The organism is Streptomyces sp. NBC_00203 (assembly GCF_045206325.1).
Lineage (GTDB): Bacteria > Actinomycetota > Actinomycetes > Streptomycetales > Streptomycetaceae > Streptomyces > Streptomyces lutosisoli.
Genome location: NZ_CP108126.1, coordinates 6,084,054 through 6,096,830, shown reverse-complemented (window position 1 = coordinate 6,096,830; position 12,777 = coordinate 6,084,054). Strand labels below are relative to the sequence as shown.

Sequence of the window (12,777 nt, the reverse complement as noted above, 5' to 3'; positions counted from 1 at the left end):
AAGACTGCGCAGTTCCCCGCGCCCCTTAAGGGGCGCGGGGAACTGCGCGAGCAACCCCCACCGTCCCGCAGACGACTTTCAGGGGCGCGGGGAACGGCGCAATCTTGAGGGGGGTCTGGGGGCGCAGCCCCCAGGAACCCCCACCGGCGTCAGGTGGTCCGGCGCCTGCGCGAACCCGGGCGGCGCTCGCTCGGCCGGGTCACAGGATCCCCGGCCTCCAGGGCGGCAGCCCTCCGCTGGAGACCGAAGTCCGCCAACGCCTCAGCCAGCTTGTGAACGGACGGCTCCGGAGCCATCACATCGACCCGCAGCCCGTGCTCCTCGGCAGTCTTCGCCGTGGCAGGACCAATACACGCGATCACCGTCACGTTGTGCGGCTTACCGGCGATACCCACCAGGTTCCGCACGGTCGACGACGACGTGAAGAGCACGGCGTCGAACCCGCCCCCCTTGATCGCCTCACGGGTGTCCGCCGGCGGCGGCGAGGCCCGCACCGTCCGGTACGCCGTGACGTCGTCGACCTCCCAGCCCAGCTCGATGAGCCCGGCCACCAGCGTCTCCGTGGCGATGTCGGCACGGGGCAGGAACACCCGGTCGATCGGATCGAAAACGGGGTCGTACGGCGGCCAGTCCTCCAGCAGCCCCGCGGCCGACTGCTCACCGCTCGGCACCAGATCCGGCTTCACACCGAAGGCGACCAGCGCCTTCGCCGTCTGCTCCCCCACCGCGGCCACCTTGATGCCCGCGAAGGCCCGCGCATCGAGCCCGTACTCCTCGAACTTCTCCCGCACGGCCTTCACCGCGTTGACGGAGGTGAACGCGATCCACTCGTACCGGCCCGTCACCAGGCCCTTGACCGCGCGCTCCATCTGCTGGGGCGTGCGCGGCGGTTCGACGGCGATCGTCGGCACCTCGTGCGGCACGGCCCCGTACGACCGCAGTTGGTCGGAGAGCGACACCGCCTGCTCCTTCGTACGCGGCACGAGCACCTTCCAGCCGAACAGCGGCTTGGACTCGAACCACGACAGCTGGTCGCGCTGGGCGGCGGCGGATCGCTCACCGACCACGGTTATCACGGGCCGGCCGCCGTCCGGGGACGGCAGCACCTTCGCCTGCTTCAGCGTCTGGGCGATCGTCCCCAAGGTCGCCGACCACGTGCGCTGACGAGTCGTCGTACCGGCGATCGTCACCGTCATCGGGGTGTCGGGCTTGCGCCCTGCCGCGACCAGCTCGCCCGCGGCCGCTGCCACGGAATCAAGCGTCGCCGAAACGACCACCGTGCCGTCGGACGCCCCGACCTCGGTCCAGCACCGGTCGGAGGCCGTACGCGCGTCGACGAACCGTACGTCCGCGCCGTGCGCGTCACGCAGCGGCACACCCGCGTACGCGGGCACACCGACGGCGGCCGCGATACCGGGCACCACCTCGAACGGAACACCCGCGGCGGCGCAGGCGAGCATTTCCTCGGCGGCGTACGTATCCAGTCCGGGGTCCCCGGACACCGCACGTACGACCCGCTTGCCGCCCCGCGCGGCCTGCATGACAAGATTGGCGGCGTCCCTCGACGCGGGGTCACCAGCGGTTGTTGACGCGCTGTCAACAACCGCTAGCTGAGGCGTGCCTGTGACCGAATACGGGTCCGAAGAAGTGTCCGGATCCGTGTTCAGGACGGTTACGCCTTGTCTGGCATGCACGCGGACCACGTCGAGCACCTCGTGCTCGGCGACGAGGACATCCGCGTTCGCCAGCGCCTCCACGGCGCGCAGTGTCAGAAGTCCTGGATCTCCGGGTCCGGCACCCAGGAAGGTGACGTGCCCGTGTTCCGGACCGGCGGGAAAGTTGGTGGGGCTCAAAGTGCTCGCTCCCCCATCAGACCGGCCGCGCCCTTGGCAAGCATCTCGGCGGCGAGTTCACGGCCGAGCGCCATTGCTTGGTCATGTGTCTCGGGCACGGGACCGGTGGTGGACAGCTGCACCAGCGTCGAGCCGTCGGTTGTGCCGACGACGCCGCGCAGGCGCATCTCCTTGACAATCTGCCCGTCGGCCAGAAGGTCGGCGAGCGCACCCACAGGTGCGCTGCAGCCGGCCTCCAGGGCGGCGAGCAGGGACCGCTCGGCGGTCACGGCGGCCCGGGTGAACGGGTCGTCGAGCTCTCCGAGCGCGGCGATGAGGTCCGCGTTGTCCGCGGCGCACTCGATCGCCAGGGCCCCCTGGCCGGGGGCGGGCAAAACGGTGTCGACCGACAGGAAGTCGGTGACCTCGTCGCTTCGGCCGATCCGGTTGAGTCCGGCGGCGGCGAGCACGACGGCGTCGAGCTCCCCGTTGCGGACGTACCCGATGCGGGTGTCGACGTTCCCACGGATGGCGACCGTCTCGATCGTCATGCCGTGGCTGCGCGCGTACGCGTTCAGCTGGGCCATGCGGCGCGGCGAACCGGTGCCGATGCGTGCCCCGTTGGGCAGCTCGGCGAAGGCGAGTCCGTCGCGGGCGACGAGCACGTCGCGCGGGTCCTCGCGCACCGGCACGGCGGCCAGCACCAGGTCGTCGGGCTGCGTGGTCGGCAGATCCTTCAGGGAGTGCACGGCGAAGTCGACCTCGCCGCGCAGCAGCGCCTCACGCAGCGCGGTGACGAAGACGCCCGTGCCGCCGATCTGTGCGAGGTTCTCGCGGGAGGTGTCGCCGTACGTCGTGATCTCAACGAGCTCGACGGGCCGTCCGGTCACCTGGCTCACGGCATCCGCCACCTGCCCGGACTGGGCCATGGCTAGTTTGCTGCGCCTGGTCCCCAGCCTCAGTGCCTGCTCATTCATGCTCGCCCTCGGTTCTTGGCGTTCTCGTTGTTGTTCTCGGCCCGCGACACGGAGGCGACCGTCTCGGGGTCCAGGTCGAACAGGGTCCGCAGCGCGTCCGCGTACCCGGCACCGCCGGGTTCGGCGGCCAGTTGCTTGACCCGTACGGTCGGCGCGTGCAGCAGCTTGTCCACTACGCGCCGCACGGTCTGGGTGATCTCGCCCCGCTGCTTGTCGTCGAGGTCGGGCAGCCGCCCGTCGAGCCGTGCGATCTCGTTCGCGACGAGGTCGGCGGCCATGGTGCGCAGCGCGACGACGGTGGGGGTGATGTGTGCGGCCCGCAGGGCGGCGCTGAACGCGGCGACCTCGTCGGAGACGATCCTGCGCACCTGGTCCACGTCGGCGGCCATCGGCGCGTCGGCGGAAGCTTCGGCGAGCGACTCGATGTCGACGAGCCGCACCCCGAGCAGCCGGTGCACGGCCGCGTCGATGTCACGCGGCATCGCGAGGTCCAGCAGCGCGAGCACGGGGGCGGGCCGGGGGGCCTCGACGACCGGCTCGGGCCGGCGACGCTCGGGGACACGCCCGACGGTCGCGACGGCCGCGGCCAGCGCGGTGATCAGCTCGGCGTCGGCATCGGGCGTACGACGGCTGTCGCGGCGCTCGACGGTTCCGGTGCCCTTGTCCACCCAGGCCGCGTGCTGCTCCAGGGTGGCCGCGTCCATGCCGGCCACGGCGGCCTCACCCATCAGGGAGAAGCCGGTGGCGGCCTGCACGGCGGACAGGTCGAGCGGGCAGCCGTCCTCGGTGCCGACGCTGGTCGGAGCGAGCTGGCCCGCCGGACCGGCCGGGATGTCCCGTACGACCGCGGGTGTGCCCGTACGTCCTTCCACGGCGGCCGCGACGGACTCGGCCGTCAGGACCAGGCCCGTGGCGCCGGTGCAGGAGACGGCGATGTCGGCACGTGTCAGCTCGACCGGCACCGAGTCCATCGGTACCGCGCGGGCCAGCACGTCCGTGTCGTCGCCGTCCGTGAGGATCTGTGCGAGGCGCTCCGCGCGGTCGAGCGTGCGGTTGGCGATGACGATCTCGGCGATCCCGGCGCGCGCGAGCGTCACGGCGGCCAGGGAGGACATCGAGCCCGCGCCGATGACCAGGGCCTTCTTGCCCTTGATCCAGGTGTCGACGGGGGCGCCGGACGACAGCTGCTCCAGGCCGAAGGTGACCAGGGACTGTCCGGCGCGGTCGATGCCGGTCTCGGAGTGGGCGCGCTTGCCGACCCGCAGCGCCTGCTGGAACAGGTCGTTCAGCAGCCGGCCCGCGGTGTGCAGCTCCTGCGCGGTGGCGAGCGCGTCCTTCATCTGACCGAGGATCTGGCCCTCGCCCACGACCATCGAGTCCAGGCCGCAGGCCACCGAGAAGAGGTGGTGGACCGCCCGGTCCTCGTAGTGCACGTAAAGGTAGGGGGTGAGCTCTTCGAGCCCGACCCCGCTGTGCTGGGCGAGCAGCGTGGACAGCTCGGCGACGCCCGCGTGGAACTTGTCCACGTCGGCGTACAGCTCGATGCGGTTGCAGGTGGCGAGCACCGAGGCCTCGGTGGCCGGCTCGGCGGCGAGGGTGTCCTGGAGCAGCTTGATCTGGGCGTCCGCGGACAGCGCGGCCCGCTCCAGGACGCTGACCGGAGCGCTGCGGTGGCTCAGCCCGACAACGAGGAGACTCATGCCGGCATCACGGCGGGGACGTCCCCGTCAGGCCCTTTGCCGTTGTTCTCCTGAGCGGCCTGGGCCACGGCGGCGGCACCGGCCTGGGCCTCGGCCTCCTCGCCGGCCTTGCGCTGCTCGTGGAAGGCGAGGATCTGCAGCTCGATGGAGAGATCGACCTTGCGTACGTCGACGCCGTCCGGGACGGACAGGACGGTCGGCGCGAAGTTGAGGATGGAGGTGACTCCGGCGGCGACGAGCCGGTCGCAGACTGCCTGGGCGACGCCCGGCGGGGTGGTGATGACCCCGATGGAGACGCCGTTCTCGTCGATGATCTTCTCCAGGCCGTCGCTGTGCTGCACGGCGATCCCGGCGACCTGCTTTCCGGCCATCTCCGGATCGGCGTCGATCAGCGCGGCGACCCGGAAACCACGGGACGCGAACCCTCCGTAATTGGCCAGCGCGGCGCCGAGGTTACCGATACCGACGATCACTACCGGCCAGTCCTGGGTCAGGCCCAGTTCGCGGGAGATCTGGTACACGAGATACTCGACGTCGTACCCCACACCGCGCGTCCCGTAGGAGCCGAGGTAGGAGAAATCCTTGCGCAGCTTCGCGGAGTTGACCCCCGCCGCGGCCGCGAGCTCCTCGGAGGAGACCGTGGGTACCGAGCGCTCCGACAGTGCGGTCAGTGCTCGGAGGTACAGCGGAAGCCGGGCGACGGTGGCCTCGGGAATCCCTCGGCTGCGGGTCGCCGGTCGGTGAGTTCGGCCAGTTGCCACGGTGCTCCTGCGGGTAGAGCGGGGCTGCAGGCGGTCACACGTACCCAGACCGCCCCGTCGAAAGCAGGCTATGTCTTTGTGAACGCGTGCACAAAGATGGTGTCCGATTTGCCCGGCCAACGTGACCGGGGTCACGCGGGCCCGGCGCGCCCGTATGGAACCGGCGCGCGGACAGCTTCGTTCCGCACCTGAAGGGGGCAAAACCGCACACACTCCTCAACGAATCCCGCCCCCGAGACCAATCGCCGTCGATCCTAGGCGACTTTCCGGACCACTTGGACTACCCGGTCAGGACACATCGGGACAACGATGGGCCTCGGCGGGGCCCGCACCAGGGCGCTGCCCCGGCCTTCCCCAGGCCTCCCCCGCGTCCTGCCAGGGCGTTTCCCTCACGCGGTTCACTGTGTGAGGGCTTTGCGAAGGCGTTGCTCGTCCACCCGCCAGAACGTGTGCTGGGCGCCGTCGACCAGCACGACCGGGATCTGCTCCCAGTACTCGCGGTGCAGTTCCTCGTCCTCGGTGATGTCCTTCCGCTCCCAAGGGACACCGAGATCGGCACACACCTTCTCGATCACTTCCTGTGCGTCATCACACAGATGACAGCCGGGCTTCCTGATCAGGGTGACCAGCCGCTCGGCTGCTGGATCCTGCTTCTCCATACGATCCTTACGACGCCCGTCGCGCCGGAACATGGGACTCATACCGGCCATTCTCGCGCCCCGGACGCCCCCTGGAACCCCCTCGGCCCACTCCGGAACCGGCCCGACGCGCCGTTCGCATCGCTTCTTTAACGGCTCGGTCGCGGAGAGTTCACAGCACCGAATCCTCTCGACTCCGGAAGCACCGAACAAACTGGCTATGCTCACGCCATGGCCGCTCTCGGATGGCTCACTCCCCGTAGGCGCTCCGCCACCGCGCGGAGCGTGTTGGCAGGCGAGGCCTCGGCGGAGGCAGCGCGCAAGTCCTCCCAGGAGTTGGAGGACCTCTCAGAACTCGCGGAACTTGCGGAGCTCGCGGAACTCGCGCCGGATGTCTCCGCCGAGGAACCGGAGTTCCCGGTGCTCGGCGACGACAAGGCCGCCGCGTTCTTCGACCTCGACAACACCGTGATGCAGGGCGCCGCCCTGTTCCACTTCGGCCGGGGCCTGTACAAGCGCAAGTTCTTCGAGACCCGCGATCTCGCCCGATTCGCCTGGCAGCAGGCGTGGTTCAGGCTGGCCGGCGTCGAGGACCCGGAACATATGCAGGAGGCCCGCGACTCGGCGTTGTCGATCGTCAAGGGCCACCGCGTCTCGGAGCTGATGTCCATCGGCGAGGAGATCTACGACGAGTACATGGCCGAGCGCATCTGGCCCGGTACGCGCGCCCTCGCCCAGGCGCACCTGGACGCGGGCCAGAAGGTGTGGCTGGTCACGGCGGCCCCCGTCGAGATCGCCACGGTGATCGCGCGGCGACTGGGCCTGACGGGCGCGCTCGGCACCGTGGCTGAGTCGGTGGACGGCGTCTACACGGGCAAGCTGGTCGGTGAACCGCTGCACGGCCCGGCGAAGGCGGAGGCGGTTCGCGCGCTGGCGTCGGCGGAGGGCCTGGACCTCGCGCGCTGCGCGGCGTACAGCGACTCCCACAACGACATCCCCATGCTCTCGCTGGTCGGCCACCCCTACGCCATCAACCCCGACGCCAAGCTCCGCAAGCACGCCCGCAACTGCGACTGGCGCCTGCGCGACTACCGCACCGCCCGCAAGGCGGCGAAGGTCGGCATCCCGGCAGCCGCCGGCGTCGGCGCGGTGGCAGGCGGCACGGCAGCCGCGATCGCACTGCACCGCCGCCGCCGCTGACCGGTGTGGCGTGGTGCGGTGCGGTGCGGTTCGTCGTTGTGGGTCGGGGCCGTGTCGGTACATCCAGCCCGTCGCCGGTGGGCATTACTGCCTGCTGCCACAGCATGAACTTGCCCATAACCACGTAAGCGACGGACTGAACGTACCGACACGGCCCCTTCCGTGCGTGCGCCACTGCGGGTGAGTGGGTGCGCGGGGGTTGTTCTCTGGGTGCGGGCGGGTGGGGGTTGCTCGCGCAGTTCCCCGCGCCCCTAACGGCTCGGCGCTACGCCCCGTGACCCCCGGCCCGCTCCCGGTCTTTTGTCTTTCGCCTTTTGTCTTTTGCCTTTAGGGGCGCGGGGAACTGCGCGACCAGCCCCCACCGGCCCGCACCCGACACACAACCGAACGGGGTCGAAGGGGCAGAGCCCCTTGAGGATGGGACGGGTAGGGGCGGCGGGGGCGAAGAACCAATCCCGCCCTCCTACCCGCACAACGCCCCCGCCAGTCCCGTTCACCGCAGACGACCACAACACGCCCCGCACTCAAACGGAACACGGACTAATCCGATCAACAACCGGTCACTGTGCGGTACTTGAACAGGCGTCGATCAGTTACAGAAGCGACGTAATCGATGATTTGAGCAACTGGGTGTAGCGCCGCCTGTACGAAGCGTTATTCTCCTCAGACGCAAACCGGCACCCCTCCGTCGCTACGACGGGTGAACGGTTCCGCACTGAACGTGATGGAAGCTCTGCCTCTGGGAGTCCCGTGTACTCACACGTCGGGGTTGACGCCTCGGGCCTGGCTACGCTGCGCGCAACGGTCCTGGACCGCCTGCGCGGCTTCGTCCCCACCGCGTACGCCGTCCCCGCCTTCGCCGTCCCCGCACCCGTCGGCCCTTGCTACGCCCTGGCCGACGGCAACGCAGCGGTCGGCAGACGGGGCCGCTCGGGCTCGGCCACCACCGCACGCCGCCCGGCCGCAGACAGTGACAGCGCCCGGATGATGGACCTCGTGGAGCGCGCCCAGGCCGGCGAGGCCGACGCCTTCGGACGTCTCTACGACCAGTACAGCGACACCGTGTACCGCTACATCTACTACCGGGTGGGAGGTAAAGCGACCGCGGAAGACCTCACCAGCGAGACGTTCCTGCGCGCCCTGCGCCGCATCGGGACCTTCACCTGGCAGGGCCGCGACTTCGGCGCCTGGCTCGTCACCATCGCCCGCAATCTCGTCGCGGATCACTTCAAGTCCAGCCGCTTCCGGCTGGAGGTGACAACCGGGGAGATGCTCGACGCCAACGAGGTCGAACGCTCGCCCGAGGACTCCGTCCTGGAGTCCCTGTCGAACGCGGCACTGCTGGATGCCGTACGGCGGCTCAACCCCCAGCAGCAGGAGTGCGTGACGCTCCGCTTCCTCCAAGGGCTCTCCGTCGCCGAGACCGCCCGGGTGATGGGCAAGAACGAGGGCGCCATCAAGACCCTCCAGTACCGGGCCGTGCGCACCCTCGCCCGGCTCCTCCCGGACGACGCCCGCTGAGCCCCTACTGAGAACGTCCATGCCGCGCACGGTCCCCGTACGACTCCATACGCTCAGCGACGTTCAACTCACCTTCCGTAAAAGTCCGTTGACTTCGCGGTCCGATCATCCGTCGTCCGTAACCCAAGTGCCGCGACGCTCGTTGTGCGGGATACAGGCTCCCTGTGGTCACACCCTGGCCATCGCCGATCACTCGATCGTGTGAATGTGGTCAGGGCGTGCAACCCTCAGGACCCCCTGGGGAGTCGACCGTCATGACGAGAGGAGGTGCCGCCAGTGATCGCGAACGTATCGGCACACCGGCGGGCGAACGCCTTCGCCCTGGCCCTGGAGGAGCAGTCCGACCAGGGCACGGCGGCCGAGCAGCCCGATGGATCGGCACCGTCCCAGGCTGCGTCGGAACAGACCGGGCAGGGCCTGCTATTGGCCCTCGCCACCGGTCTCGGCGAGCTGCCCAAACCGGAGCTGGACCCTGAGGTCAAGATCGTGCAGCGAGCCCAGCTCGTCGCCGCGATGGAGGCCATGCTGCTGGAGGGCACCGCCGCCGGAGGCGAGAGTTCGGACCGTTCGGTGCCCGAGCAACGGTCCCATCGGGCCAAGGGCGCGCACCGGGCGAGCGGGCTGGGGAAGTTGCGACCACGGTCCCGGCTGTCGAAGGGCCTCGCCGCGGGCGGGCTCACCGTCGGCGTGGCCGCGGGAGCATTCGGCGGCGTGGCCGCCGCCAGCTCCGACGCCCTGCCCGGTGACTCGCTCTACGGGCTCAAGCGAGGCATGGAGGACATCAAGCTGGGCCTGGCCCACGGCGACAGCGACAGGGGTGAGGTCTATCTCGACCAGGCGTCCACACGGCTGAGCGAGGCACGCCGGCTGATGGAACGCGGCCGTTCGGGCCACCTCGACCACGAGTCGGTGGGCGAGATCCGGCGCGCCCTGTCAGGCATGCAGCACGACGCCTCAGAAGGCCACCGCCTGCTGCACGAGGCGTATGAGCGGGACGGCTCCCTGGGCCCCATCCAGGCCCTGTCCGCCTTCTCGCAGTCGCACCGCGAGGCCTGGGGCGCGCTGCGCGACCGGCTGCCGGTGCAGCTCGGCGACGTCAGTGACCAGGTCTCGTCCGTCTTCGACGCCATAGACGAAGAGGTCGGCCCGCTGCAGTCGCTGCTCCCGCAGCCGCCCTCCCAGCAGGGCACCGGCCGACACCGGGGCGCCAGCGCGGAGTCCACCGGCTCGTCCGGCACGGACAGTCCTGTACCGAGCGCCACCAACGGCTCCGCCAACGGAAGCCACAGCAGCGGCAACCCCAAGCCCTCCAGCTCGGGCAGCAGCAGCGACGGCCTGCTCGGCGGCAACACTGGCGGTCTCCTCGACCCGCCCAAGGACAGCGCCAGCACATCCCCGTCCAGCAGCAAGAGCAGCGCGACCAGCGAACCGGACGTCACGCTGCCGCCCCTCCTGCCCGGCCTGCTGCCCGGCCTGGGCATCGACAGCGAGGACACCAAGTAGAGGGCAGCGAGCGAGTAGGAGACCCGCATACGCGTCTGGGGGCGCCCTTCTCAGGAAGGGCGCCCCCAGACGCGTATCGGCATGAGACTCATACTCCGGGCTGCCGGAGAAAAGCGACTAGAAGAACACCGACCTGCGCTGCACCAGCAGCTTGTACAGCGTGTGCTGGATCTGCTCTCTGACCTGGTCCGTCAGGTTGAACATCAGCATCGGGTCCTCGGCGGCCTCCGGCGGATAGCCGTCCGTGCGGATCGGCTCGCCGAACTGGATCGTCCACTTGGTGGGGAGCGGGATCGCGCCCAGCGGGCCCAGCCACGGGAAGGTCGGCGTGATCGGGAAGTACGGGAAGCCCAGCAGCCGTGCGAAGGTCTTCGCGTTGCCGATCATCGGATAGATCTCCTCCGCGCCGACGATCGAGCACGGGATGATCGGGGTCCCCTGGCGCAGGGCCGTGGAGACGAAACCGCCGCGGCCGAAGCGCTGGAGCTTGTAGCGCTCGCTGAACGGCTTGCCGATGCCCTTGAAGCCCTCCGGCATCACGCCGACGAGTTCGCCGCGCTCCAGGAGCCGTTCGGCGTCCTCGGCGCAGGCGAGGGTGTGACCGGCCTTGCGGGCCAGCTCGTTGACCACCGGCAGCATGAAGACCAGGTCGGCCGCGAGGAGGCGCAGATGGCGGTTCGCGGGGTGGTTGTCGTGCACGGCGACCTGCATCATCAGGCCGTCCAGCGGGAGGGTGCCCGAGTGGTTGGCGACGATCAGGGCGCCGCCCTCCGACGGGATGTTCTCGATGCCCTTCACCTCGACCCGGAAGTACTTCTCGTACAGCGGGCGGATCAGGGACATCAGGACCTGGTCGGTGAGCTCGGCGTCGTACCCGAAGTCGTCGATCTCGTAGTCGCCCGTGAGACGGCGGCGCAGGAAGGCCAGGCCGCCGGCGATACGCCGTTCCAGGCCACTGCCCTCCTGCGGCTGCCGGGGCAGCTGTTCCTCACGCGTCACAGGAACATCATCCTGCGCCGGGAGCCGCCCGGGCAGGGTCTGTACCTCACGTACCACCACGGGCTCGCCCTTGCGCCGGCTCCCCGCGCTCCGGCGCCGCGGCGGCCGTTGTACGGCGCTTCCGCGGGACCGGTCGTCGTCGAACGGAATGACCTTGGCATCCGCCATCGTTGATGCGCTCCTCAGTTGGCGCTCTGCGTCGGGGGGTGGCCGCCGCCCAGTAGGGGCAGCGCGGCGATCCGGTCGACGGCCCCCGCAAGGGCCTCGGGGGGCAGGAGTCCGGGGCCCCGGCTTCGGGCGAAGTCCGCGAAGGTCTCCGCCGTCGTGTACTTGGGCTTGTATCCCAGCGTTTCGCGCATCTGGTTCGTCGATACGACCCTGCCGTGCGTGAGCAGCCGCAGCTGCTCCGGCGAGAAGTCCGTGACGCCCAGCGTACGCACCGCCGTGCCCGCCCAGGTGAGCGCGGGCAGCAGCAGCGGCACGGTGGGGCGGCCGAGGCGCCGCGCGCACTGGGAGAGCAGCAGGACGCCGTCTCCGGCGATGTTGAACGTGCCGCTGTTGAGCGTCCCGCGCTCCGGGTCGTGCGAGGCGAGCCGCAGCACCTCGATGACGTCGTCCTCGTGCGCGAACTGCAGCCGCGGGTCGTAGCCGAACACGGTGGGCAGCACGGGCAGCGAGAAGTACGAGGCGAGCGGCGAGTCCGCGCTCGGGCCGAGGATGTTCGCGAACCGCAGCACACACACGGCGACATCGGGCCGCCGGCGGGCGAACCCTCGTACATACCCCTCGACCTCGACCGTGTCCTTCGCGAAGCCGCCGCTGGGCAGCGACTTGGGCGGAGTGGTCTCGGTGAAGACAGCGGGGTCGCGGGGCGCGGACCCGTAGACGTTCGTACTGGACTTCACGACGAGCCGCTTGACGGTCGGGGACTTCTGGCAGGCACCCAGCAGCTGCATGGTGCCGATGACGTTGGTCTCCTTGACCATGGTCCGGCTGCCGGTGCCCAGGGCGGTGCCCGTCACGTCCATGTGCACGACCGTGTCGACGGAGTGCTCGGCGAGCACCCGCGCGATGGTGGGCTGCCGGATGTCGGCCTGCACGAAGTCGGCGCCGCCCAGATGGTGCTCGGGCGGGACCGCGTCCACGGCGATCACCCGGTCCACTTGCGGGTCACGCTGGATCCGTCGTACGAACCGGCCCCCCAGCTGTCGGGCCACTCCGGTCACGAGCACGACCTTCCCCAAGATCAGCGCCTTCCTTCCAGAAATGGACGTAGCTCTGCTCGTACCCTGCCGCGTTCCCCGTGTGCCGCCCAACTTAGCGGGTTGATGTTGCGCTGTGATGACCGCCCGATGCACGAAGTGACGACAGCCACAGACGTACGATCAGACCAAGCCATTCGGCCTACAGGCGTACGCACAATCTTTGTGGCCGGATATGACTGTGGCCCCCCACCAGCCGGTGGGGGGCCACAGTACGCGCAGTTGCGGCGCCGCTTACTTCTTGTTGCGACGCTGAACGCGAGTGCGCTTGAGCAGCTTGCGGTGCTTCTTCTTCGCCATCCGCTTGCGCCGCTTCTTGATAACAGAGCCCACGACTACCCTCGCTCACTTCTCTTTACTCGGTGCTGGGCTGCATGGGCCCAC

At 69.7% G+C, this 12,777-nt stretch carries 11 protein-coding genes; 3 read left to right on the top strand and 8 right to left on the bottom strand.

The genetic code is table 11. From position 1 onward, the window contains the following. Positions 1-149 precede the first annotated feature (149 nt). The 5 genes from OG975_RS27280 to OG975_RS27260 form a co-directional block, all read right to left on the bottom strand. On the bottom strand, positions 150-1,853 hold the full coding sequence (locus OG975_RS27280; RefSeq protein WP_406332014.1) for a uroporphyrinogen-III synthase: 1,704 nt from the start codon (positions 1,851-1,853) through the stop codon (positions 150-152). After that, a complete protein-coding gene (gene hemC / locus OG975_RS27275; protein WP_406332012.1) occupies positions 1,850-2,809 on the bottom strand; it encodes a hydroxymethylbilane synthase in 960 nt (319 codons plus the stop codon). Before hemC ends, OG975_RS27280 begins: the two co-directional genes overlap by 4 nt. After that, positions 2,806-4,509 (bottom strand): glutamyl-tRNA reductase, encoded by a 1,704-nt coding sequence (locus tag OG975_RS27270; protein ID WP_406332011.1) that lies wholly within the window; start codon positions 4,507-4,509, stop codon positions 2,806-2,808. The genes hemC and OG975_RS27270 overlap by 4 nt, the downstream gene beginning before the upstream one ends. Then, complete coding sequence (locus OG975_RS27265) at positions 4,506-5,270, bottom strand: redox-sensing transcriptional repressor Rex (protein ID WP_330306463.1); 765 nt, start codon at positions 5,268-5,270, stop codon at positions 4,506-4,508. Before OG975_RS27265 ends, OG975_RS27270 begins: the two co-directional genes overlap by 4 nt. Positions 5,271-5,668: 398 nt before the next feature. After that, positions 5,669-5,980 (bottom strand): glutaredoxin family protein, encoded by a 312-nt coding sequence (locus tag OG975_RS27260; protein WP_406332010.1) that lies wholly within the window; start codon positions 5,978-5,980, stop codon positions 5,669-5,671. A 159-nt stretch (positions 5,981-6,139) separates the two neighbouring features. Between OG975_RS27260 and OG975_RS27255 the strand changes: the two genes are divergently transcribed. From OG975_RS27255 to OG975_RS27245, 3 genes are all read left to right on the top strand, one after another. Next, positions 6,140-7,108 carry an HAD-IB family hydrolase gene (locus OG975_RS27255; RefSeq protein ID WP_327430674.1) on the top strand — a complete coding sequence of 323 codons (969 nt, stop codon included), beginning with the start codon at positions 6,140-6,142 and terminating at the stop codon, positions 7,106-7,108. A gap of 750 nt (positions 7,109-7,858) precedes the next feature. Further along, positions 7,859-8,629, top strand: coding sequence for an ECF subfamily RNA polymerase sigma factor, BldN family (locus tag OG975_RS27250; RefSeq protein ID WP_327430673.1), 771 nt, complete (start codon positions 7,859-7,861; stop codon positions 8,627-8,629). A gap of 276 nt (positions 8,630-8,905) precedes the next feature. Further along, a complete protein-coding gene (locus OG975_RS27245; protein WP_406332009.1) occupies positions 8,906-10,132 on the top strand; it encodes a DUF5667 domain-containing protein in 1,227 nt (408 codons plus the stop codon). A 117-nt stretch (positions 10,133-10,249) separates the two neighbouring features. On the opposite strand, the gene OG975_RS27240 is transcribed toward OG975_RS27245, so the two are convergent. The 3 genes from OG975_RS27240 to OG975_RS27230 form a co-directional block, all read right to left on the bottom strand. Continuing rightward, positions 10,250-11,299, bottom strand: coding sequence for a lysophospholipid acyltransferase family protein (locus OG975_RS27240; protein ID WP_406332008.1), 1,050 nt, complete (start codon positions 11,297-11,299; stop codon positions 10,250-10,252). Between the two features lie 14 nt (positions 11,300-11,313). Next, the gene (locus tag OG975_RS27235) at positions 11,314-12,375 is read right to left on the bottom strand and encodes an NAD-dependent epimerase/dehydratase family protein (RefSeq protein ID WP_406332007.1); all 1,062 of its coding nucleotides are present in this window, start codon (positions 12,373-12,375) and stop codon (positions 11,314-11,316) included. A gap of 252 nt (positions 12,376-12,627) precedes the next feature. Further along, complete coding sequence (locus tag OG975_RS27230; protein ID WP_003948845.1) at positions 12,628-12,726, bottom strand: 30S ribosomal protein bS22; 99 nt, start codon at positions 12,724-12,726, stop codon at positions 12,628-12,630. Positions 12,727-12,777 lie beyond the last annotated feature (51 nt).